20 protein-coding genes are annotated in these 21,744 nt (G+C 66.9%); 2 read left to right on the top strand and 18 right to left on the bottom strand.

Going from position 1 to position 21,744, the window contains the following annotated elements:
* Nucleotides 1-31 precede the first annotated feature (31 nt).
* From GV001_RS13150 to GV001_RS13140, 3 genes are all read right to left on the bottom strand, one after another.
* Nucleotides 32-928 carry a ribose-phosphate diphosphokinase gene (locus GV001_RS13150; RefSeq protein WP_160080530.1) on the bottom strand — a complete coding sequence of 299 codons (897 nt, stop codon included), beginning with the start codon at nt 926-928 and terminating at the stop codon, nt 32-34.
* Entirely contained in the window at nt 928-2,505 is a 1,578-nt protein-coding gene (locus tag GV001_RS13145) for a thymidine phosphorylase family protein (RefSeq protein ID WP_160080528.1), read from the bottom strand. The genes GV001_RS13150 and GV001_RS13145 overlap by 1 nt, the downstream gene beginning before the upstream one ends.
* 140 nt (nt 2,506-2,645) lie before the next feature.
* The gene (locus GV001_RS13140; protein ID WP_160080526.1) at nt 2,646-3,308 is read right to left on the bottom strand and encodes a hypothetical protein; all 663 of its coding nucleotides are present in this window, start codon (nt 3,306-3,308) and stop codon (nt 2,646-2,648) included.
* A gap of 350 nt (nt 3,309-3,658) precedes the next feature.
* Between GV001_RS13140 and GV001_RS13135 the strand changes: the two genes are divergently transcribed.
* Entirely contained in the window at nt 3,659-4,852 is a 1,194-nt protein-coding gene (locus GV001_RS13135) for a Fic family protein (RefSeq protein WP_160080524.1), read from the top strand.
* A gap of 30 nt (nt 4,853-4,882) precedes the next feature.
* Here the strand turns inward: GV001_RS13135 and GV001_RS13130 are convergent, their stop codons facing one another.
* From GV001_RS13130 to GV001_RS13060, 15 genes are all read right to left on the bottom strand, one after another.
* Nucleotides 4,883-6,838: an acetoacetate--CoA ligase gene (locus tag GV001_RS13130; RefSeq protein ID WP_160080522.1), complete on the bottom strand. Its 1,956-nt coding sequence runs from the start codon at nt 6,836-6,838 to the stop codon at nt 4,883-4,885.
* Between the two features lie 195 nt (nt 6,839-7,033).
* Nucleotides 7,034-7,936 carry a hydroxymethylglutaryl-CoA lyase gene (locus tag GV001_RS13125; RefSeq protein WP_160080520.1) on the bottom strand — a complete coding sequence of 301 codons (903 nt, stop codon included), beginning with the start codon at nt 7,934-7,936 and terminating at the stop codon, nt 7,034-7,036.
* Nucleotides 7,937-8,015: 79 nt separating this feature from the next.
* Nucleotides 8,016-9,959, bottom strand: a complete 1,944-nt coding sequence (locus tag GV001_RS13120; RefSeq protein ID WP_160080518.1) for an acetyl/propionyl/methylcrotonyl-CoA carboxylase subunit alpha — start codon at nt 9,957-9,959, stop codon at nt 8,016-8,018.
* 79 nt (nt 9,960-10,038) lie between these two features.
* A complete protein-coding gene (locus tag GV001_RS13115; RefSeq protein ID WP_160080516.1) occupies nt 10,039-10,833 on the bottom strand; it encodes a gamma-carboxygeranoyl-CoA hydratase in 795 nt (264 codons plus the stop codon).
* A gap of 79 nt (nt 10,834-10,912) precedes the next feature.
* On the bottom strand, nt 10,913-12,520 hold the full coding sequence (locus tag GV001_RS13110) for a carboxyl transferase domain-containing protein (protein ID WP_160080514.1): 1,608 nt from the start codon (nt 12,518-12,520) through the stop codon (nt 10,913-10,915).
* 145 nt (nt 12,521-12,665) lie between these two features.
* Entirely contained in the window at nt 12,666-13,829 is a 1,164-nt protein-coding gene (locus tag GV001_RS13105; protein ID WP_160080512.1) for an isovaleryl-CoA dehydrogenase, read from the bottom strand.
* A 28-nt stretch (nt 13,830-13,857) separates the two neighbouring features.
* Entirely contained in the window at nt 13,858-14,259 is a 402-nt protein-coding gene (locus GV001_RS13100) for a MerR family DNA-binding transcriptional regulator (protein WP_160080510.1), read from the bottom strand.
* Between the two features lie 118 nt (nt 14,260-14,377).
* Nucleotides 14,378-14,899 (bottom strand): DoxX family protein, encoded by a 522-nt coding sequence (locus GV001_RS13095; RefSeq protein WP_160080508.1) that lies wholly within the window; start codon nt 14,897-14,899, stop codon nt 14,378-14,380.
* The gene (locus GV001_RS13090; RefSeq protein WP_160080506.1) at nt 14,896-15,681 is read right to left on the bottom strand and encodes a DUF2063 domain-containing protein; all 786 of its coding nucleotides are present in this window, start codon (nt 15,679-15,681) and stop codon (nt 14,896-14,898) included. Before GV001_RS13090 ends, GV001_RS13095 begins: the two co-directional genes overlap by 4 nt.
* Nucleotides 15,678-16,574, bottom strand: a complete 897-nt coding sequence (locus tag GV001_RS13085) for a DUF692 domain-containing protein (protein ID WP_178091862.1) — start codon at nt 16,572-16,574, stop codon at nt 15,678-15,680. Before GV001_RS13085 ends, GV001_RS13090 begins: the two co-directional genes overlap by 4 nt.
* Nucleotides 16,575-16,597: 23 nt before the next feature.
* Nucleotides 16,598-16,912 (bottom strand): DUF2282 domain-containing protein, encoded by a 315-nt coding sequence (locus tag GV001_RS13080; protein ID WP_160080502.1) that lies wholly within the window; start codon nt 16,910-16,912, stop codon nt 16,598-16,600.
* A 254-nt stretch (nt 16,913-17,166) separates the two neighbouring features.
* On the bottom strand, nt 17,167-17,949 hold the full coding sequence (locus GV001_RS13075; protein ID WP_160080500.1) for a DNA-binding domain-containing protein: 783 nt from the start codon (nt 17,947-17,949) through the stop codon (nt 17,167-17,169).
* Entirely contained in the window at nt 17,940-18,785 is an 846-nt protein-coding gene (locus GV001_RS13070; protein WP_160080498.1) for a DUF692 domain-containing protein, read from the bottom strand. Before GV001_RS13070 ends, GV001_RS13075 begins: the two co-directional genes overlap by 10 nt.
* A gap of 58 nt (nt 18,786-18,843) precedes the next feature.
* Entirely contained in the window at nt 18,844-19,104 is a 261-nt protein-coding gene (locus GV001_RS13065) for a hypothetical protein (RefSeq protein WP_160080496.1), read from the bottom strand.
* A 300-nt stretch (nt 19,105-19,404) separates the two neighbouring features.
* A complete protein-coding gene (locus GV001_RS13060; protein ID WP_160080494.1) occupies nt 19,405-20,322 on the bottom strand; it encodes a LysR family transcriptional regulator in 918 nt (305 codons plus the stop codon).
* Between the two features lie 160 nt (nt 20,323-20,482).
* On the opposite strand from GV001_RS13060, the gene GV001_RS13055 reads away from it, so the two are divergent.
* Entirely contained in the window at nt 20,483-21,712 is a 1,230-nt protein-coding gene (locus tag GV001_RS13055; RefSeq protein ID WP_160080492.1) for an acyl-CoA dehydrogenase, read from the top strand.
* Nucleotides 21,713-21,744: the final 32 nt, after the last annotated feature.

The following is a 21,744-nucleotide window of genomic DNA, read 5'->3' as shown; positions in this document are numbered from 1 at the left end:
GCGACGCGGTTGCGGCAGTGCGGGGCGCCGTTCAGCGCAGCAGCGGCCTGAGGGCTGAGGCCAGGTAGGGCGCCATGGCCACGGCATTGCTCGGATGGGCGATGCAGTCGGTGCTCCACACCTGGCCGACCCCGGCGGCGCGGATGGTCGCCAAGGCATCGCCGGCGAACAGGGCATGGGTCACCGCCACATCCACCGAGCTGGCGCCGGCGGCCAGCAGCTGGCGGCAGGCCTGGGCCAGGGTGCGGCCGGAGCTGGCGATATCGTCGAGCAGCACCACCTGACGCCCGGCCAGCGGCATGTCGGGCAATTCGATGGAAACCTCGCGATCACCGTGGCGCACCTTCCGGCAGACGCCGTGGGCAAAGCCGTGGCCGGCGGCCGCGACCTCGATCCACTGCAGGGATTCGGCATCCGGGCCGATCAGCACCGCCTGCGGCCGTTGGCGGGCGATCAGCTCGGCCAGGGCAGGAGCGCCGGAGAGGGTCACGGCATCGGCCAGCGGCACCGCTTCATGCAGGCTGGCGACCCGGTGCAGGTGCGGGTCGACGGTGATCAGGGCGTCGAAGTGCTCGGCGAGGAAGCGACCGACGATGCGCTGGCTGACCACCTCGCCGGGGTTGAAGGCGATGTCCTGGCGCATGTAGGCCAGGTACGGGCTCACCAGCAGCAGGCGCCGGGCGCCTAGGGCACGGGCTTCCCCGGCCAGCAGCAGGAGCTCGACCAGGCGCTCGTTGGGGTGGTCGAGACCGCGGTAGATCACCAGTTGCTCGGGCAGGCGGGCATCTTCGTCCAGCGGCAGGCGCAGGCGCAGCTCGTCGTCGGGGAAACGGTGGCGCTCGATGGCGGCGGCCTCCAGGCCACAGGCCGCGGCCAGGCGCAGGGCGGCGGCGCTTTCATCGTCGAAATACAGCAACAGGCTTTGCATCAGAACTCCACGAAAACGTTGGGCACCTGGTCCGGGCGACCGAGGCTGAAACCGTTGGCCCGCTCGCAGGCCTGGCGGGCGAAGCTGAGGTCGGCGGGGAAGTCGGCATGCACGCGGTACAGGCAGTCGCCGGCCCTGACCGTCTCGCCGAGCTTGCGCAGCAGGTCGACGCCGGCGCCCTGCACCTTGGGTGCGCCGGCCAGGCGGGCGATGCGCGCCAGTTGCAGGTTGTCGATGCCGGTCACCACTGCGTCGCGCTCGGCCAGCACCTCGAAGGTCAGCGCCGCCAGTGCCGGCTGGTTGAGGTCGAAGGCCTTGGCGCCCTGGGCCTGGATGATCGCCTGCATCTTGTTCAGCGCGCGACCGGAGTCGAGGATGTCGCGGGCAATCGCATAGCCGTCGCCGCCGCGCACGTCCGGGTCGAACTCGAGCATGCGCCCGGCCAGGCGCAGGGCCTTCTGGCGCAGGTCATTGGGCGCGCGCGGATCGTTCTGCAGCACCTGCATCACGTCGCGCGCCTCCAGCACCGGGCCGATGCCGTTGCCGACCGGCTGGCGGCCATCGGTGATCACCACGTCGATGGTCAGCGCCAGGCGCGAGGCAACGAATTCGAACAGCTTGCGCAGGCGCTGGGCCTCGGCCATGGAGCGCACCTTGGCGGTGGGGCCGATGGGGATGTCGAGCAGCAGGTGGGTGGAGCCGGCGGCGATCTTCTTCGACAGGATCGAGGCGACCATCTGCCCCGGCGAATCGATGGACAGCGGCCGCTCCACCGAGATCAGCACGTCGTCGGCCGGCGACAGGTCGCTGGCGCCGCCCCAGGCCAGGCAGCCGCGCTGTTCGCGGACCATCTCGCACAGGCGCTCGAAGGGCAGCTCGACATTGGCCAGCACCTCCATGGTGTCGGCGGTGCCGGAGGGCGAGGTGATCGCCCGCGAGGAGGTCTTCGGGCAGAGCATGCCGTGGGCGGCGACGATCGGCACCACCAGCATCGAGGTGCGGTTGCCGGGGATGCCGCCGATGCAGTGCTTGTCCACCACCGGATGCTCGCGCCAGTCCAGGCGCCGGCCGACATGGGCCATGGCGTCGGTGAGGAAGTACACCTCCTCGCGGTCCAGCTCGCCCTGGTTGCAGGCCACCACGAAGGCGGTCAGTTCGATCTTCGAATAACGGTGCTCGGCGATATCGCGCACTATGGCCTGGAAATCCTCGCGCTGCAGGCGCTCGCCGGCGATCTTGCGGTGCAGCGCGGGGATCGACGCGGCCGGCTCGGCCTGGGCAATCGAGGCCAGCTCGCCGGCCTGGGCGCCGAGCTGGGCGAAGGCATCTTCGGACAGACCCAGTTCGTCGCAGCCGACAATCGCCAGATCATCGGTCAGGTTGAGGCTGGCCAGGATGCGCCTGCCATTGACGCGGATCTCCACCTTGGCCAGGGCCTGGAAACCCTCGGCACGGCAGGCCGCGCAGTCACGGTGCAGGTAGGCGACGTTTTCCCGGTAGGTATCGATGGCGACCCGGCGCAGCTTCAGGCGAACCGGCGGTTTCTCGGTGGCGGTGGCGTCGGAAGAGAGGCTCATGGGGCTGCTTCGCTGGGAACATGCCTTTATGTACCCGCATCCTCGCGGCCTTGCCAAGCGCTGCGGGGCAATTTGTCACGCCAGCTTGCGCCAGGTCAGGGAAAAGGCGCTGGCGTCGATATCCAGCGCCCCGAGCAGCCTCAGCAGCCGGGTTTGACCAACCCGCTGCCGATGCTGATGGCGTTCACCTCGACATTGGCAAAGCTCTGCTGCGCCTGGCCGTCGAAGTCGCGCTCGCAGTTGAAGCGGGTTTCCATCACCCAGTCTTCACCCTTGGCGGCGGTCATCTGCTGCTGCCAGCGGCTGGAGGCTTCGAGGGCGGCATCGCCGGCCAGCACCAGTTCCAGCATCACTTCGCGGAAGCTCACCGCATGCGGGCCTTCCCAGTGGGCATAGACCGAAGGGTCGGCCGCATTGCCGCACAGGGTCAGGCAGTCGGAGTAGAAACTCAGGTCGCCGGCGGCCTGCTGGAAACTGCCGACGGTGAGCGGCTGGCCGGCTGGCGGGGCGAAGGATTCACCGAGGAAGCTGGTCAGGTCGGCCTGGCAGCTGGGTGTCAGCTCCAGGCGCAGGGCCGTGACGCTGTTGTTCTGGATGGTGGCGGTGATGTTGCAGCCACTGATGCGGAACAGATGCTGGTCGCCATAGGACTGGCGTGGAATCCCGGCGATGGACTCGAAGTAGCGCTGGTTGGTATCCAGCATGTCGCCGTTGAACACTTCAGCAACGCTGGCGGCCTGGGCGAGCGGGGCGCAGAGGGCGAGCAGGGCGGTGGCGAAGAGGGTGCGGGCAGGCTGCTGCATGGCTGAGTTCCTTTCATGACTACGGTTTGGCAAGGCTGTTGGTGGCCCTGAAGCGCTATCGAGGGGCTCCAGCAGGCGCTCGCTGTCTAGCGCTTCGTGGCGGCGGCAGCGTGACTGGCTACTGGGGCCGGCAGATCGCGCGGGCTTGCGCCGGGGGACAGTAAACAACAGGACCAGGTTTTGCCAGCCTTAGCTGGGAGCGCCGCCTGAAATGTGAAAATAAATGTGAAGCTTGTCAGTCGAAACGCCTTTCAATTTATTGTCTGAGGCCTTTATCTAAGCAGTGTTCCAATATTTATGAATGTGAAATAAAGTGTGAAGAAACTTACTGAGGTTGGAGTCCGGATCGCATGCCTTTGATCACCTCGAAGAGCTGGCTGGACCCCGTGCTGCCGGAAGACTTGCCGCCCTCGATCATCAGCCGTGCCGACGCGCTGCCAAGCAAGGCGGCCTTCCTGGCCGGACGGCTGGCAACGGAAACCGCCGAACAGCTGACCCGCCTGCTGCGGATCACCAACACCTACTACTCGAACCTGATCGAGGGCCAATACACAGCTCCCGCCGACATGCAGCGCGCGCAGAGCGCACCGAAGCGCGAGCGACGCCTGCTCAAGGACCTGGCAATCCAGCATATGGAGGCGCAGCTGGTATTCGAGCGCGCCTTGCGCCGCTACCCAGCCGAAGATTTCCGCCAATTGTTCGACCCGGCGCTGGTGTCGGCCCTGCATTACCGGCTGTTCAAGGACGCCGACGCGGCCAGTCGCACGCTCGCCGATGGCCGCCTGATGCAACCCGGGCGGCTGCGCAGCACGGCCGACGAGCAGGTGGTGGTGGGCCAGCACGACGCACCGGATGCGGCTGCGGTACTGGCGATGCTCAGGCATCTGCAGGAGGGGTTCGGCCGTATCGTCGATCCCCGTCGGCAGTTGATCGCCGTGCTGGCCAATCATCACCGGCTGGCCTGGGTCCACCCCTTTGTCGATGGCAACGGCCGGGTCGCGCGCCTGCTCACGCATCTGCAACTGGTGCACCTGGGCTTGCAGCCCGGCCTGTGGTCACTGGCTCGCGGCCTGGCTCGCCGGCACGAGGAGTACTACCGGATGCTGGCACTGGCCGACAGGCCGCGCGAGGGCGACCTGGATGGCCGCGGGCAGATGTCGCGCCGGCATTACTTCGGCTTCATCGAATTCATGCTCGATGTCTGCCACGACCAGATCGACTACATGACGGCCGCGCTGAACCGCGAAGCTCTGCGCGAGCGGGTAACGCGGGCCTTCAGGTACAACGAACGGCTGTTGCAGCTGAAGGTCAGGCCGGAGAGTGGCCCGGCCGTGCTGGCGCTGATTCTGCAGGGGGCCATGCCGCGCAACGAGCTCAAGGTATTCACCGGCCTCACCCCGCGGCCGGCAATCGACGAGCTGCAGCGCCTGATCCAGGCCGGCGTGGTGCTCAGCCCGACGCCGAAATCCAGGCTGGTACTGCCCGGCCTGCCGGCCTGGTTCGCCCAGGAGATATTCCCGGACCTGCACCGGCGTTTTCAGTGATGGCTGTTCACCCGGGGCAGCCTGGGGCCATCAGCTCTGCAGCTCGGCCAGGTCGCGGTACAGCTCCAGCGCCTGGGGATTGGCCAGGGCGTCGGTGTTCTTCACCGGTTTGCCGTGCACCACGTTGCGTACCGCCAGTTCGACTATCTTGCCGCTGATGGTTCGCGGGATGTCGGCCACGGCGATGATCTTGGCCGGCACGTGGCGCGTGGTGGTGTTGGCGCGGATCACCTGGCGGATCTGCGTCTGCAGCTCCTCGGTGAGCGCCACGCCCTCGCGCAGGCGCACGAACAAGACCACGCGCACGTCGCCGTCCCAGTCCTGGCCGATGGCGATGGATTCCAGCACTTCCTCGACCTTTTCCACCTGGCGATAGATCTCGGCGGTGCCGATGCGCACGCCGCCGGGGTTGAGTACGGCGTCCGAGCGGCCGTGGATCACCAGGCCGCCGTGCTCGGTGATTTCCGCGTAGTCGCCGTGGGCCCAGATGCCGGGGAAGGTGGCGAAGTAGGCGGCCTGGAACTTCTCGCCTTGCGGGTCGTTCCAGAAGCCCACTGGCATCGAGGGGAAGTGCCGGGCGCAGATCAGCTCGCCTTTCTCGCCGATCACCGCCTGGCCGGCGTCGTTCCACACCTGCACGTCCATCCCCAGGCCCTTGCACTGCAGCTCGCCGCGCCACACCGGCAGCACCGGGTTGCCGAGGGCGAAGCAGGAGACGATATCGGTGCCGCCGGAAATGGAGGACAGGCAGACATCGCGTTTGATGTCGCGGTAGACGTACTCGAAGCTCTCATGGGCCAGCGGCGAGCCGGTCGAGAGAATGGCCTTCAGGCGGCTCAGTTGGTGCGTCTGGCCGGGCTTGGCGCCGGCCTTTTCCAGGGCGGCTAGATACTTGGCGCTGGTGCCGAAGAGGCTGATGTTCTCGGCATCGATCAGGTCGATCAGGCGCTCGGCACCCGGATGGAAGGGCGAGCCGTCGAACAGCACCAGGGTAGCGCCGAGGGCTAACCCTGAGACCAGCCAGTTCCACATCATCCAGCCGCAGGTGGTGTAGTAGAAGAGGGTGTCGTCGGCCGTGAGGTCGGTATGCAGGCCGAGCTCCTTCACATGCTGCAGCAGGGTGCCGCCGACGCCGTGGACGATGCACTTGGGTACGCCGGTGGTGCCGCTGGAGTAGAGGATGTACAGCGGCTGCTCGAAGGCGACCGGGGTGAATTCGAGTTCGCCGCCGGGCTGGTAGAAGTCCTGCCACAGGCTGATTCGAGCAACTGACTTGTAATCAGTAGGTCTGGCTTCGGGGCGCGAATAGGGCACCACCACCAGTTGCTTCAAGCTGGGCAGACGATCGAGGATCTCGTTGAGCTTGCCGGTCAGGTCGAGATTCTTGCCGGCGTAGCGGTAGCCGGCGGCGGCGATCAGCACCTTGGGTTCGATCTGACCGAAACGGTCGATTACGCCCTGGGTGCCGAAGTCCGGCGAGCAGCTCGACCAGGTGGCGCCGAGACTCGCCGTGGCGAGCATGCCGACCACCGTCTGCCAGGTGTTGGGCATAAAGGCTGCGACCCGGTCGCCCACGCCGACCCCGGCTGCACGTAGGCTCTTCTGCAGGCCGGCGACATGGGCGGCCAGCTCGGCATAGCTCAGTTGCTCGCGCGAACCGTCCTCGCCGATGGCGACCAGGGCCGGGTGGGCGTCGCGGCGGCGCAGCAGGTGTTCGGCGAAGTTCAGGGTGGCGCCGGGGAACCAGTGGGCGCTGGGCATGGCGGTGCCTTCGCGCAGCACGCACTCGGGCTGGGCACCGAAGCGGATGTCGAAGAAATCGACGATGGCCTGCCAGAACGCCTCGCGCTGGTCCACGCTCCAGGCGTGCAGGGCCGGGTAGTCGGCCAGCTGCAGGGCATGGCGCTGGTTGACGAAGCGGCGGAAGGCATCCATGCGCGTGGCGGCGATGCGGTCGGCGGAAGGGGCCCAGAGCGATTGGTGCATCTCGATTCCTCGATTGTTCTTGTCGTTCGCGCCACAGCCTAAAGGCGCGCCCGGCTGTCGGTAATGCCTTGCCGGCTGGTTTGCCGGCTGCCCGGCGCCGCGCCTGTGGCGTTGCCGCACCGCCGCCTGCGCAGCCGCTGGCAGCAGGCGTTGGGCGCTTTACAGGCCGTCAGGAAAAGCTGACAGCCCGGCCGCTCAGCGCTGCGCCAGGGAGGCGCGCGCCACCCGCGAGCCATTCGCCCGGCCGAGCACGTCGCAGATGCGCTGGCCGGCGGCAATCAGCCGGTCCATGTCGATGCCGGTGTCGATGCCCAGCCCGTTGAGCAGGTAGAGCACGTCCTCGGTGGCGACGTTGCCGGTGGCGCCCTTGGCGTAGGGGCAGCCGCCCAGCCCGGCGACCGAGCTGTCGAACACGCTGATGCCTTCCAGCAGGCTGGCATAGACATTGGCCAGGGCCTGGCCGTAGGTGTCGTGGAAGTGCCCGCCGAGCTTGTCGCGCGGGATCTTGCCGGCGCAGACCTCGAACAGGCGGCGGGTGGCGCCGGCGGTGCCGGTGCCGATGGTGTCGCCCAGGGAGACTTCATAACAGCCCATGGCGAACAGCTCGGCGGCCACACTGGCCACCTGCTCGGGCGCTACGCTGCCCTCATAGGGGCAGCCGAGCACGCAGGAGACGTAGCCGCGCACGCTGATGCCATGCTGCTTGGCGGCGTCCATGATCGGCACGAAGCGTTGCAGGCTGTCGCTGATCGAGCAGTTGATGTTCTTCTGTGAGAAGGCCTCGCTGGCCGCGGCGAACACCGCGACCTCCTTGACTCCGGCGGCCACGGCGGCCTCGAAGCCCTGCATATTCGGCGTCAGCGCGCCGTAGACCACGCCGGCCTTGCGCTGGATCTGCGCGAACACCTCGGCACTGCCGGCCATCTGCGGCACCCACTTGGGCGAGACGAAGCTGCCGACCTCGATATAGCCGAGGCCGGCGGCGCTCAGCTCATCGACCAGGCGTACCTTGTCGGCCACGCTGATCGGCTGTTTCTCGTTCTGCAAACCGTCGCGCGGGCCGACTTCGACCAGGCGCACGTGTTGGGGTAGGTTCATTGCCGGTCTCGTTCTTCATTACCGAATTGATGGGGATGGCTTGGGGCCCATGGTGCGCACGGCGCACCGACTGTTGCAATCAAGCGTCGTCCAGCTCCACCAGCACTGCACCTTCGCTGACCATGTCGCCTTCGCCGCAATACAGCGCCTTGACCGTGCCGGCCTGCGGCGCGCGGATGCTGTGCTCCATCTTCATCGCCTCCAGCACCACCAGGGCGGTACCGGCCTCGACGTGCTGGCCGACTTCGACCAGCACGCGGACGATGCTGCCGTTCATGGGGGCGGCCAGGCCACCCTGGTGGCTGTGGCTGGCTTCGGCGGCGGCAATCGGGTCGAAGCGGCTGACCGGATGCAGCTCGCCGTGCCACTCCAGGTACAGGGTGTCGCCCTGGCGGATGGCCGGCAGGCGGCGCTGCAGCTCGCCCTCCTGGTACACCAGGGCCTGGCCTTGCAGCTGCGCGTTGGCGCAGGGGCGCGCCTTGCGCTCATGCTCGCCGCTGCACAGGTGCAGTTCGGTTTCCGCCGGCAGGCCGGCGCGCCAGCCGTTGCGGGCGCTCCATGGCGAATGATAGTCGTCGTGGCGCGGGCACAGCGGCTCGCTCTGCACCCAGGCGGCGGCTGCCAGTTGCCAGAAACGCTCGGGCAGTTCGCCGGCGGCCGGCAACAGGGCGTCCTGGTGTCGGCCGATAAAGCCGGTATCCAGTTCGGCGCCGGCAAAGGCCGGGTGGGCCAGCACGCGTCGGAGGAAGGCCAGGTTGGTCTTGAAGCCGCCGACCGCGGTTTCCGCCAGCATGGCCAGCAGGCGCAGGCGGGCCTGCTCGCGGTCCTCGCCCCAGGCGATCAGCTTGGCCAGCATGGGGTCGTAGAAGGGCGACACGCTGTCGCCCTCGGCCACACCGCTGTCCACCCGGCGGCCTGGGCCTGCGGCCGGCTCGCGATACAGCTTGAGGTCGCCGGAGGCGGGCAGGAAGTCGTTATCGGTGTCCTCGGCGTACAGGCGCACCTCGATGGCATGGCCATTGAGCGGCACCTGTTCCTGGCTGATCGGCAGCGCCTCGCCACGGGCCACGCGGATCTGCCAGGCCACCAGGTCGAGGCCGGTGATGGCTTCGGTGACCGGGTGTTCCACCTGCAGGCGGGTATTCATCTCCATGAAGAAGAACTGGCCACGGGCATCCAGCAGGAACTCCACGGTGCCGGCGCCGACATAGCCGATGGCCTGGGTGGCCTTGACCGCCGCCTCGCCCATGGCGCGGCGCAGCTCGGGGCTCAAGCCCGGGGCGGGGGCTTCCTCGATCACCTTCTGGTGGCGGCGCTGGATCGAGCAGTCGCGCTCGTTGAGGTACAGGCAGTTGCCGTGGCTGTCGGCGAATACCTGGATCTCCACGTGGCGCGGCTGCAGCACGTATTTTTCCACCAGCATGCGCGAGTCGCCAAAGGCCGACTGGGCCTCGCGCTGGGCCGACTGCAGGGCCTCGGCCAGCTCGGCTTCGCACTCGACCACCTTCATGCCCTTGCCGCCGCCGCCGGCAGCGGCCTTGAGCAGCACCGGGTAGCCGATGGTGTCGGCGGCGCCGCGGAAGGTCGCCAGGTCTTGGGCCTCACCGTGGTAGCCGGGCACCAGCGGCACGCCGGCAGCCTCCATCAGCGCCTTGGCCGCCGACTTGCTGCCCATGGCATCGATGGCGGCGGCGGGCGGGCCGAGGAACACCAGGCCGGCTGCCTCGATGGCGCGGGCGAAACCGGCGTTCTCCGAGAGAAAACCATAGCCCGGGTGGATGGCCTGGGCGCCCGTGGCCTGGGCCGCGGCGATGATCTTGTCGATCAGCAGGTAGCTGTCGGCCGGCTTGGCGCCGCCGAGGTTCACCGCGCTATCGGCCTCGCGCACATGGCTGGCATTGCAGTCGATGGCGCTGTGCACGGCCACGGTCTTCAGGCCCAGTGCCTTGGCGGTGCGCATCACCCGGCAGGCGATTTCGCCACGATTGGCCACCAGCAGGGTGTCGATGTGCTTGTGGCTCATGCTTGCGGCTCCTGCCGGAGGTTTGAACCTTTATCCAGCGGATTGCCGAGCAGGGCGTGCAGGGGTGGAATCATCATGCTTATTGCTCCTGCCAGGCGGGCGTGCGTTTCTCCAGGAAGGCATTCAAGCCTTCCTGGCCTTCGGCGCTGACGCGGATGCGCGCGATGGCGTTCTCGGTGTAAGTACGCAGGGCGGGGCTGAGCACGCCGCTGGCGACTTCGCGCAGCAGGTCCTTGCTCACCTGCATGGCCTGCGGGCTGTTGAGCAGTAGGTTGCTTACCCAGCCTTGCACCTGGGCGTCCAGCTCGGCGGCCGGGTAGGCCTCGGCCAGCAGGCCCAGTTCACGGGCGCGGTTGCCGGAGAAGCGTTCGGCGGTCAGTGCGTAGCGGCGCGCGGCGCGCTCGCCCAGGGCCTGGACCACGAACGGGCTGATCACCGCCGGGGCCAGGCCGATGCGCACTTCGGAGAGGGAGAACAACGCATCTTCGGCGCCGATGGCCATGTCGCAGCAACTGACCAGGCCCACGGCGCCGCCGAAGGCCGCACCCTGGACCACGGCCAGGGTGGGGATCTTCAGGCCGTTGAGGTTGTACATCAGCTCGGCCAGCTCGCGGGCATCACTCAGGTTGGCGTTGTAGTCGAGCCGGGCCGAGGCCTGCATCCAGGCCAGGTCGGCACCGGCGGAGAAGTGCTTGCCGCGCCCGCGCAGCAGCAGGAAGCGCAGGCTCTGGTTGCTGGCCACGACTTCGAGGGCAAGGATCAGCTCGCGGATCATCTCGGCGTTGAAGGCGTTGTTCTTCTCCGGGCGGTTCAGCCACAGGGTGGCGAAGCCGCGCGGGTCTAGTTCCAGCTGTACGGTGGTGAAGTCGGTCATGGCCGTTCCTGTAGGGTGCGCTGTGCGCACCAGAGTCCGAGGTGATGGTGCGCATGGCGCACCCTACGGTCGATGCTGCTCACATGCGGAACACGCCGAAGGTGGTCGGCTCGATGGGCGCATTGAGGCTGGCGGACAGCGCCAGGCCGAGCACGTCGCGGGTCTGCGCCGGGTCGATGACGCCGTCATCCCACAGCCGGGCGCTGGAGTAGTAGGGGTGGCCCTGCTGCTCATACTGGGCGAGGATCGGCTGCTTGATGCGCGCCTCTTCCTCGGCGCTGAACGGCTGGCCGGCACGCTCGTTCTGTTCGCGCTTGACCTGCACCAGCACGCCGGCGGCCTGCTCGGCGCCCATCACGCCGATGCGCGCGTTGGGCCACATCCACAAAAAACGCGGCTCAAAGGCGCGGCCGCACATGCCGTAGTTACCGGCGCCGAAGCTGCCGCCGATGATCACGGTGAACTTTGGCACCCTGGCGCAGGCCACGGCGGTGACCAGCTTGGCGCCATGCTTGGCGATGCCGCCCTCTTCATATTTTTTCCCGACCATAAAGCCGGTGATGTTCTGCAGGAACAGCAGCGGGATGCCGCGCTGGCAGGCCAGTTCGATGAAGTGCGCGCCTTTCTGCGCGGCCTCGGCGAACAGGATGCCGTTGTTGGCCAGGATCGCCACCGGGTAGCCGTGGACATGGGCGAAGCCGCACACCAGGGTGGTGCCGAACAGCGCCTTGAACTCATCGAACTGGCTGCCGTCGACGATACGGGCGATCACTTCGCGGACATCGAAGGGCTGCTTGGCATCTGCCGGGATCACCCCGTACAGCTCCTCGCCAGCGTACAACGACTGGATCGGCGCACGGCTGTTTAGTACGCCCTGCTTGCGCCAGTTGAGGTTGGCGATGCTGCGGCGGGCGATGGCCAGGGCGTGCTCATCGTCCTCGGCGTAATGGTCGGCCACGCCGGACGTCTTGCAGTGCACATCGGCGCCGCCCAGTTCCTCGGCGGTCACCACTTCGCCGGTGGCGGCCTTCACCAGCGGCGGGCCGGCCAGGAAGATGGTGGCCTGGTTGCGCACCATGATGGTCTCGTCGCTCATCGCCGGCACATAGGCGCCGCCGGCGGTGCAGGAGCCCATCACGACTGCAATTTGGGGAATCCCCATGGCGCTCATATTGGCCTGGTTGAAGAAGATCCGCCCGAAGTGCTCGCGGTCGGGGAACACTTCGTCCTGGCGCGGCAGGTTGGCGCCACCGGAGTCGACCAGATAGATGCACGGCAGGCGGTTCTGCTGGGCGATGGTCTGCGCGCGCAGGTGCTTCTTCACGGTCAGCGGGTAGTAGCTGCCGCCTTTTACCGTGGCGTCGTTGGCGATGATCATGCACTCGACGCCTTCGACCCGGCCGATACCGGCGACCACGCCGGCGGCCGGCACGTCCTCGCCGTAGACCTCATGGGCGGCCAGCTGGCCGACTTCGAGGAAGGGCGAGCCGATGTCCAGCAGGCGATTGATGCGCTCGCGCGGCAGCAGCTTGCCGCGGGAGGTGTGGCGTTGCTGGGCCTTGGCGCCGCCGCCTTCGTGGACGCGGGCGAGCAGGGCGCGCAGGTCGCTGACCTGGGCGAGCATGGCTGCCTGGTTGGCGGCGAACTCCGGCGAACGGGTGTTGATCTGGGTATGCAGGATGGCCATTGAGGGCGCTCCACTGTGTTCTGATCGCTCCCACGCTCTGCGTGGGAGTGAAGCCTTTGACGCTCTGCGTCTGCTAGTGCGGACGCGGAGCGTCCTGCTCGGAGGTTCCCACGCGGGAGCGTGGGAACCATCAGTCAACCACGCCTTACTTGGTTTCGTTGTACAGCTCGCGGCCGATCAGCATGCGGCGGATTTCGCTGGTGCCGGCGCCGATCTCGTAGAGCTTGGCGTCGCGCAGCAGGCGGCCGGCCGGGTAGTCGTTGGTGTAGCCGTTGCCACCGAGCAGCTGGATGGTGTCGAGGGCCATCTTGGTGGCCATCTCGGCGGTGTAGAGAATCACTGCGGCGGCGTCCTTGCGCGATTCCTCGCCGCGGTCGCAGGCCTTGGCCACGGTGTACAGGTAGGACTTGGAGGCGTTCATGCCGGCGTACATGTCGGCCAGCTTGCCCTGCACCAGCTGGAACTCGCCGATCGACTGCTTGAACTGCTGGCGCTCGTGCACGTAGGGCAGCACCACGTCCATGCAGGCGCTCATGATCCCGGTCGGGCCGCCGGAGAGCACGGTGCGCTCGTAGTCTAGGCCGCTCATCAGCACGGCCACGCCACGGCCTTCGCCGCCGAGGATGTTCTCCTCCGGTACCTCGCAGTCCTCGAACACCAGCTCGCAGGTGTTGGAGCCGCGCATGCCCAGCTTGTCCAGCTTCTGGTGGCGGGAGAAGCCCTTGTAGTCGCGCTCGACGATGAAGGCGGTCATGCCGCGCGAGCCGGCGTTGACGTCGGTCTTGGCGTAGATCACGTAGGTGTTGGCGTCCGGGCCGTTGGTAATCCACATCTTGTTGCCGTTGAGGATGTAGCGGTCGCCGCGCTTGTCGGCGCGCAGCTTCATCGACACCACGTCGGAGCCGGCATTTGGCTCGCTCATGGCCAGGGCGCCAACGTGTTCGCCGGAGCAGAGCTTGGGCAGGTACTTGGCCTTCTGCTCGTGGGTGCCGTTCTTGCGGATCTGGTTCAGGCACAGGTTGGAGTGAGCGCCATAGGACAGGCCGACCGAGGCCGAGGCGCGGCTGATCTCCTCCATGGCCACCACGTGGGCCAGGTAGCCCATGTTGGTGCCGCCGTATTCCTCTTCGACTGTCATGCCGAGCAGGCCCATGTCGCCGAACTTGCGCCACATGTCCATGGGAAACGCGTTGTCGCGATCGATCTGCGCCGCCCGCGGGGCCAGCTCGGCCTGGGCGAACTGGTGCACCGCGTCGCACAGCATGTCGATGGTCTCGCCGAGAGCGAAGTTGAGGGTCGGGTAGCTCATGGTTCCACCTGTAATTGTTAGATTAGGTTCAGGAAGTAACACTTTGATTTTTTATGGTTTCTGCCATGGCCAGATGGCAGCGCTCCTCGGCGGTATCCAGCTCCAGTTGCATCTGTTGGATGTCCAGTAGCTGCTGGGCGAGTTGCTCGCGGCGGGCGCTGATCTTGGCCATGAAGGTTTCCAGCTGCTTGCGATTGCCGCCGGCCGGGTCATACAGCTCGATCAGTTCCTTGCACTCGGCCAGGGAGAAGCCGATGCGCTTGCCGCGCAGGATCAACTTGAGGGTGACCTTGTCCTTGGCCGTATAGACCCGCTCCTGGCCACGCCGCTCGGGGGCGAGCATGCCTTGCTCCTCGTAGAAGCGGATGGCACGGGTGGTGATGTCCAGCTCGCGGGCCAGGTCGGAAATGCTGTAGGTGATGCTGCTCATGGGGCGCTCGGGCTATTACCTTGACGTTAACGTAAAGCATGCTTGACGTTAACGTCAAGCATGCATCACGACTCTCGTCCGGGCAGTGGCTGGGCGCGACTTTCGTTCGCTGAACGGCTCAGTGACCGCGGTAGCCGCAGTGCCTGGCGATCAACCGATCGACGGCCAGGGCACCGGGCCCTTTGGCCACCAGGTAGAGCAGCACGGTGGCCCAGACGCCATGGGTGGGGTAGGCATCCGGATAGACGAACAGCTGGATCGTCAGGGTCATGCCGAACAGGGCCAGCGCCGAGAAGCGCGTGGCCAGACCGATCAGCAGCAGCACCGGGAACAGGTGCTCGCTGAAGGCGGCGAGGTAAGCCGCCAGCTCAGGCGGCAGCAAGGGCACCCGATATTCATGGGTGAACAGCGCAATGGCCGAGTCGGCCAGCCGCGGCCAGCCAAATTCGAAGGTTGCGGAAACCAGGTCGATGGTCAGGCCCTCGACCTTGGTCTGCCCGGACTTCCAGAACACCGCGGCGATGGAGAAGCGGCCGAGAAAGGCCAGCAGGCTATGGGGGATCAGGTCGAGCAGATCGATGATGCGTCCGAGCAGACGAACGGGAAAACTGCGCTGGGCGAACGGTGCGGGCGAGTTCATAGCGGTTGGCCTTGGGGGGGAGGGAGGGGGTGCAGCCGGGCGATGGCCCCGTTGCGGATCAGCAGCGCCAACTGGGCGCTCAGGTCGAAGCTCGGCTCGGTGTCTTGCGCCTGGGCGGCCGCGTCACCCAGCGGCACGCCTTGCTGCAGGCAGTGGATGAAGCGGGCGCCGCCCGCCGGCACGCGGATGACCTCGACCTCCAGAGCATTGCGCAGTACCAGGGCGTGTTCCGGCTGCCATGGATCGACGGCCTCGATCGCCAGCACACCCTGATGGGCGGCCCACAACGAGACCACGGCAAAAGGCGAGCTGAGCAGGCCCAGCGCGGGCTGCAGCTGAAACAGCAGGGGGCCCAGGCACTCGGGCCTGGCCAGCACCGCGGCCAGCTCCCGGGCCTCCAGCACGGGCGCGTCGGCGGCGTGGTAGGCGCGCACCCGCAGCGCTTCGAGGCGCGCCACATCGGCCAGATAGGGCAGGCCGGCGGCCGGTTCGAAGCCTCCGAGGAAGGCCGCGAAGTCCTCGCCATACTGGGCGAGGACCGGCGAACGGGGCGGCGCGGCATGCATGTAGACCCGCGCCATGGCGGCAAAGAATGCCTCGCCGACCAGCTCCCGGACCACCGGATAGGTTTCGCCCAGGGCGTCGATCAGCGAATGGATCACATTGTTGCGATAGACCGCGAAGCGCTTGCTCGGGTCGCAGCCGTTCCAGGCTTTCAAGCCGGGCGGGCAGGGTGCGTCGGGGTCGAGCAGCGCGGCGGCGAAGCGCTGCTGGCTGTTCATGCCCGGGCCTGCTGCAGTGGCGGGCGCTGGCTGGCGAGCAGGCGTTCGGCTTGCTCCGCCTCGGCGAGCAGCACCGCGAAGGCCGGCACCTGGTTGTCGCGCTCGATCAGCGTCGGGGTCGGGCCGATCCGTTGCAGCACCCGCACATAGAGCGCCCACACCGCATCATCCACCGCGGCGCCATGGCTATCGATCAGCAGCCGGGCACCAGCGCCGTCGCGATCCTCGGCGAAGCCGGCGAGGTGGATCTCACCCACCGCGTCCAGGGGCAGGGCGGCGATATAGGCGTCGGCATCGCGCTGGTGATTGATGCTGGACACATAGGCGTTGTTGATGTCCAGCAGCAGGCCGCAGCCGGTGCGCCGCACGACCTCCGAGATGAAGCTCGGCTCATCCATGCTCGAGCAGGCGAATTCGAGGTAGGTCGCCGGGTTCTCCAGCAACATCTGCCGTTGCAGGCGCGACTGCACCCGGTCGATATGCTCGCAGACGCGCGCCAGCGTGGCGGTGTCGTAGGCCAGCGGCAGCAGATCGTTGAAAAACAGATCACCGTGGCTGGACCAGGCCAGGTGCTCGGAAAAGGCCTGCGGGCTATAGCGTTCGATCAGGCCGGCCAGGCGCGCCAGGTGGGCCTCGTCGAGGGGGCCTTCGGCGCCGATGGAAAGGCCCACGCCGTGCAGCGACAGCGGGTAGCGTTGGCGGATCAGGCCGAGGTAGTGGTGAAAGGGGCCGCCGTCGACCATGTAGTTTTCCGCATGAACCTCGAAGAAACCCAGGTCGACCGGGTTTTCCAGTATTTCCCGGTAGTGCTGGGGCTTGAGCCCCAGACCGGCGTGCGCGGGCAGGCGCGCGCCGCCCGCGGGAGCGTCGCCAAGGGGTGAGTCGAGCTGCATCATCGGCGCTCCCGAACGGCCGGTCAGGCCTTTTCCTTGTAGGCCGCGAGTTGGCCGAAGCCGGTCGGCGAAGTTGGCGAGACGGTTTTTTCGCAAGTCCCCTTGGGCACCAGCTTCCAGGCGTTGCCCTGGTAGTCGATCCTCGAGGTCCCGGCGCAGGTGGTGCCGGGGCCCGCCGCACATTCATTCTTGCCCTTGAGCGCTATGCCGAAGCACTTCTCGTCGTCGGCGGCCTGGGCGTTGGTCGAGCTCAGCGGCGCACCGGCAATGCTCAGGGCGGTGCCCAGGGCCAGAGCCAGGGCGGCTGCCTGGGTGTTCCGGGAAATCGTGGTGTTCATGGTGTTTCTCCTTGCTGGGGGTATGTGGAACTTGTGATTTTTGCCTTCGGGCCTCGTCCAGTGGGGGCTGGTCAGGGCGGGCGCGCCCTTGGGCAACCAGGGGCGCAGCCTTCACCAGCCATTAGAGAAAGCACGGCTGCGTTTGTTACAGCCCGTTGGGGCGGGCAGTGCGCCGCTGGTTACTGGCGCCACTGGCCGCCTGCAGGATGGCCGCCTGGCCGGTCAACGACGCGGCATGATTTACCCTGCGGGGCTCATGCCTGGCGCTGCAGGATGCCTTCGCCGATCCACTGTTTGAGCCAGGTGGCGGCCTGCAGCGGCGCGGCGTCGCCATGGGTCGCCAGCTCGCCACACAGCTCGGCGAAACTCCAGCCCTGTTGGCTCATGCCGTGCAACGCCTCGGCTTCCGCCGGGTCCAGGCTGCGGTAGCGGCTGATCAGGTCCTGGCGCCAGACCAGGCAGACCTGCGGCTGCTCCAGTGCTGTGCTGGCCGGCAGCTCGTCCGCGGCCTTGGCCGCGCGCCACAGCGCCAAACTGTTGTAACGGCAGACCTGCCACTGCACGCTGGGCAGCAGGCGTACTTGCAGCCCGGGCCAGTTCGCGGCCGGGAGCGCGGCCATGCACTGCAGAGTCAGCGGTTCGCCGGCGGCGGCGTCGAAGGCCAGGGTGAAGGCCCATTCCAGGCGCGCCAGTTCGGCCAAGGGGGCGCCCTGGGCAGCGTCCAGGTATGCGTCGATGAAGTCCGCCAGCTGCGCGCCCAGCCAGCGCAGGCTGAAATGGCGGGAGGGATGGGCCTGCAGATAGGCATGGGCCAGGCGCTCGAACGGGTCGTCGCCGAGCCACTGGAGCAGGGCCGGATAGTCTTCGCGCAGGGCCTCCAACAGGCGCGCCCGGTAGGCGTTGTGATAGATGGCCAGGCCGTCCTCGGCGCTCAGGGCGGGGCTGCCGAGCAGGCTGTCGCGCAACGCCGCGTTGGGCTGCGGCTGGGTGCCGAGCAGGTAGTTCTCGAGTTCGTGTTGCCAGTCGTTCAGGCGCATGCGGCCTCCGTGCCGAGGGCCACGGCCGCCAGGGCGCGGGCCCGGTCCAGTTCGGCGAGCAGCTCGTCCAGCGGCGGGAAGTGATCGTCGCGCTCCAGCAGGGTGGCGACCGGGCCGAGGTGCTGCAGGGTGCGCTGATAGAGCTGCCAGACCGGATCGCTGACCGGCTGATCGTGGGTGTCGATCAGGTAGCTGCCGCAATCGCTGTGCCCGGCCAGGTGCAGCTGGCGGATGCGGCTGACCGGCAGCGAACTGATGAAGGTCCAGGGGTCGAAGTCGTGGTTGCGCGCGCTGACATAGACGTTGTTGACGTCCAGCAGCAGCTCGCAGCCGCTGAGTTCGCTGAGGGCGGCGAGGAACTGCCACTCGCTGAAGTCGGCGCTCGCGGTGCGCACGTAACTGGAGACATTTTCCAGCACCAGGGGCCGCTCCAGTACGTCCTGCACCTGGCGTACGCGGGCGGCCACATGCTGCAGGCTTTCCTCGGTGTAAGGTAGCGGCAGCAGGTCGTGCAGCTGATGGGCGCTGCCGCGGCTCCAGCACAGGTGGTCGGAGACCCATGCCGGCTGCACCCGTTCGGCCAGTTGCCTGAGCCGTTGCAGATAGTCGCGATCCAGCGCATGGGGGCCGCCGATGGACAGCGACACGCCATGCATCACCAGCGGATAGCGCTCGCCGATGGCATCCAGGTAATACAGCGCCTTGCCACCGTCGACCAGGTAATTCTCCGAGACGATCTCGAACCAGTCCACCGCCGGGTGCCGCTCGAGTATCTCGCTGTAGTAGGGGGGGCGCAGCCCCAGGCCGTAGCCGAGGCAGGGAATGGCTGAAGGCATGCCGGGCTCCTTCGCAGAAAAGGGCGGGGCGGCCTCACTGCGGCCGCCCCGCATGCACTTACTCGCCTTTGTCGACTTTGCCGCCGGCGGTGTTGCACTCGGCCAGGGTCATGTTCTTGAAGCCTTGCCCCTTGCAGGAGCCCTGTCCCTTGCAGGCGTTTTTCGCGGTCTTGCAGTCGTTCTGGCCCTTGCAGGCGTTGACGCCGAAACACTGCACCGTCTGGGCTTCCTCGGCCATGACCTGGGTCGGGATGCTGGCGAACAGTCCGGCGGCGGCCAGGGCCAGGGCGGCGCCGGTCATAGCAGCTTTAGTGGTCATTGGTGTCTCCTTAAGTGGGTTGGGGACGTCGGCCGTGGACGGCTCACTCAGGCCCGACACACCATAGAGTGTGGACCACCAGGTGGCGTTACAACGGGGCGAATATATTCCGCGAAGAGCCGAAAACAGGCTCTCGTGGCCGCGTGGCCGATTCAGTCATTAGAGTGCGGCGCCAGGCGACCTTGCCGCGGATCGAAGTAGCCCTGCGACTCGTCGCAGCGCCTGTCTCGCGGCCTCGCCAAGATTTCTCAACGGTCGGCGAAATGCCCTACGGCCTTTCCGGGTTGCCCCGGCGCCCGCTCAACTCTTGGCTTCCAGCGCCACCACCTGCTGGCACAGTTCGATGATCTGCTCGCGCATCCAGCGGTTGGCCGGGTCCTGGTCGGTACTTTCGTGCCAGTACAGGTGGGTTTCCAGGGACGGCACATCATTGACCGGCAGCTGCACGTAATGCAGGCCATGGCGGCGGGCGAAGCGTTCGGGTACGGTCATCGCCATGTCGGTGTTCTGCAGCACTGTGCTGGCCATCAGGTAATGCTGCGAGCGCAGCGCCACCTTGCGCTGCAGGCCCATCTTGCCCAGCGACAGGTCGACATAGCCGAGGCCGCTGCGGCGGCTGGAAATCTGGATATGGGTCAGCGACAGGTATTCGTCCAGGCTGAGCTTGTCCTTGGCCAGCGGATGGCCCTGGCGCAGGGCGCAGACGTAGCGGTCCTCCATCAGCTTGACGTGGCGCACCTGCGGGTCGGTGTTGAGCGGCGCATCGATGGCGAAGTCGAGGCGGCCGGCGGCCAGCTCCTTGGTGGTTTCCCGGCGCTTGGACAGGAAGCTCTCGATCTGCACGTTCGGCGCCAGGCGGCGCAGGCGCTGGAACAGCGGCGGCAGGATCACCGCCTCGGTGAGGTCGGTCATGCTGATGCGGTAGGTCTTGTTGGCCTGCTGCGGGGAAAAGGTGCGGCTTTCCTGCACCGACACGCGCAGCTGCTGCAGGGCGTTGCGCACCGGGCCGATGATGTTCTGCGCCATGGGCGTGGGCACCATACCCTGGGCGGTGCGCACGAACAGCGGGTCATTGAAGGTTTCGCGCAGGCGGGCGAGGGCGTTGGATACCGCCGGCTGAGTGATGCCGACGATCTGCCCGGCGCGGGTCAGGTTGGCTTCGGTGTAGATGGCGTCGAAGACGATAAACAGGTTGAGGTCGACCTTGTTCAGATTCATTGCAGGCTCTCGTCATGCCGATCCAGGGCGCCGGATCATATATCGGTGATGAATGTTAATAAGCCATGAAAATAGGTTAGATAAATCCAGGACCCTGTTCTAGCATCATTTGCAGATTGAAACCACACCCTTGCCCCGTACCGTCAAAAGGTAGCTGCCCATGGATTTCGCCTACTCCCCCAAAGTCCAGGAACTGCGTGAACGTGTCACCGCGTTCATGGAAGCCCATGTCTATCCGGCCGAAGCCGTGTTCGAACAGCAGGTCAGCCAAGGCGATCGCTGGCAGCCCACCGCGATCATGGAAGAGCTGAAGGCCAAGGCCAAGGCCGAAGGCCTGTGGAACCTGTTCCTGCCGGACTCCGAGCTGGGCGCCGGCCTGACCAACACCGAATACGCACCGCTGGCCGAGATCATGGGCCGCTCGCTGATCGGCCCGGAGCCGTTCAACTGCGCCGCGCCGGATACCGGCAACATGGAAGTGCTGGTGCGCTACGGCAGCGAGGCACAGAAGGAGCAATGGCTCAAGCCGCTGCTGGACGGCAGCATCCGCTCCGCCTTCGCCATGACCGAGCCGGGTGTGGCCTCCTCGGACGCCACCAACATGGAAGCCAACGCCCGTCGCGACGGTGACGAGTGGGTGATCAACGGCCGCAAGTGGTGGACCTCCGGCGCCTGCGACCCGCGCTGCAAGGTGATGATCTTCATGGGCCTGACCAACCCGGACGCGCCGCGCCACCAGCAGCACTCGATGATCCTGGTGCCGATGGATGCGCCGGGGGTGACCATGCTGCGCCCGCTGCCGGTATTCGGCTACGACGACGCCCCGCATGGCCATGCCGAAGTGCTGTTCGACAACGTGCGGGTGCCCTACGAAAACGTGATTTATGGCGAGGGCCGCGGCTTCGAGATCGCCCAGGGCCGCCTCGGCCCAGGCCGCATCCACCACTGCATGCGATCCATCGGCATGGCCGAGCGTGCCCTGGAACTGATGTGCAAGCGTGCCGTCAGCCGTACCGCCTTCGGCAAGCCGCTGGCGCGCCTGGGCGGCAACATCGATCACATCGCCGACTCGCGCATGGAAATCAACATGGCGCGTCTGCTGACCCTCAACGCGGCGTATATGATGGACACCGTGGGCAACAAGGTCGCCGCCAGTGAAATCGCCCAGATCAAGGTGGTGGCGCCGAACGTCGCACTCAAGGTGATCGACCGCGCCATCCAGATCCACGGCGGCGCCGGCGTCTCCAACGACTTCCCGCTGGCCTACTGGTACGCCATGCAGCGCACCCTGCGCCTGGCCGACGGCCCGGACGAAGTGCACCGCATGGCCATCGGCAAATTCGAGATCGGCAAGTACGTGCCGCGCGAGGCGATGAAGGCCGGCCGCTGACCGCCCCTGACCGCACACGCCAAGGCCCGCGA

Origin of the sequence: Pseudomonas sp. 8AS, from assembly GCF_902506505.1 — a bacterium.
Taxonomy (GTDB): Bacteria; Pseudomonadota; Gammaproteobacteria; order Pseudomonadales; family Pseudomonadaceae; genus Aquipseudomonas.
The sequence above is the reverse complement of the archived record's forward strand: the minus strand, read 5'-3'. Positions and strand labels throughout refer to the sequence as shown.

Bases quoted from the DNA above. Each gene is read 5' to 3' on its own strand.
- GV001_RS13150 (WP_160080530.1), bottom strand. From the start codon at position 928: ATGCAAAGCCTGTTGCTGTATTTCGACGATGAAAGCGCCGCCGCCCTG.
- GV001_RS13145 (WP_160080528.1), bottom strand. From the start codon at position 2,505: ATGAGCCTCTCTTCCGACGCCACCGCCACCGAGAAACCGCCGGTTCGC.
- GV001_RS13140 (WP_160080526.1), bottom strand. From the start codon at position 3,308: ATGCAGCAGCCTGCCCGCACCCTCTTCGCCACCGCCCTGCTCGCCCTC.
- GV001_RS13135 (WP_160080524.1), top strand. From the start codon at position 3,659: ATGCCTTTGATCACCTCGAAGAGCTGGCTGGACCCCGTGCTGCCGGAA.
- GV001_RS13130 (WP_160080522.1), bottom strand. From the start codon at position 6,838: ATGCACCAATCGCTCTGGGCCCCTTCCGCCGACCGCATCGCCGCCACG.
- GV001_RS13125 (WP_160080520.1), bottom strand. From the start codon at position 7,936: ATGAACCTACCCCAACACGTGCGCCTGGTCGAAGTCGGCCCGCGCGAC.
- GV001_RS13120 (WP_160080518.1), bottom strand. From the start codon at position 9,959: ATGAGCCACAAGCACATCGACACCCTGCTGGTGGCCAATCGTGGCGAA.
- GV001_RS13115 (WP_160080516.1), bottom strand. From the start codon at position 10,833: ATGACCGACTTCACCACCGTACAGCTGGAACTAGACCCGCGCGGCTTC.
- GV001_RS13110 (WP_160080514.1), bottom strand. From the start codon at position 12,520: ATGGCCATCCTGCATACCCAGATCAACACCCGTTCGCCGGAGTTCGCC.
- GV001_RS13105 (WP_160080512.1), bottom strand. From the start codon at position 13,829: ATGAGCTACCCGACCCTCAACTTCGCTCTCGGCGAGACCATCGACATG.
- GV001_RS13100 (WP_160080510.1), bottom strand. From the start codon at position 14,259: ATGAGCAGCATCACCTACAGCATTTCCGACCTGGCCCGCGAGCTGGAC.
- GV001_RS13095 (WP_160080508.1), bottom strand. From the start codon at position 14,899: ATGAACTCGCCCGCACCGTTCGCCCAGCGCAGTTTTCCCGTTCGTCTG.
- GV001_RS13090 (WP_160080506.1), bottom strand. From the start codon at position 15,681: ATGAACAGCCAGCAGCGCTTCGCCGCCGCGCTGCTCGACCCCGACGCA.
- GV001_RS13085 (WP_178091862.1), bottom strand. From the start codon at position 16,574: ATGCAGCTCGACTCACCCCTTGGCGACGCTCCCGCGGGCGGCGCGCGC.
- GV001_RS13080 (WP_160080502.1), bottom strand. From the start codon at position 16,912: ATGAACACCACGATTTCCCGGAACACCCAGGCAGCCGCCCTGGCTCTG.
- GV001_RS13075 (WP_160080500.1), bottom strand. From the start codon at position 17,949: ATGCGCCTGAACGACTGGCAACACGAACTCGAGAACTACCTGCTCGGC.
- GV001_RS13070 (WP_160080498.1), bottom strand. From the start codon at position 18,785: ATGCCTTCAGCCATTCCCTGCCTCGGCTACGGCCTGGGGCTGCGCCCC.
- GV001_RS13065 (WP_160080496.1), bottom strand. From the start codon at position 19,104: ATGACCACTAAAGCTGCTATGACCGGCGCCGCCCTGGCCCTGGCCGCC.
- GV001_RS13060 (WP_160080494.1), bottom strand. From the start codon at position 20,322: ATGAATCTGAACAAGGTCGACCTCAACCTGTTTATCGTCTTCGACGCC.
- GV001_RS13055 (WP_160080492.1), top strand. From the start codon at position 20,483: ATGGATTTCGCCTACTCCCCCAAAGTCCAGGAACTGCGTGAACGTGTC.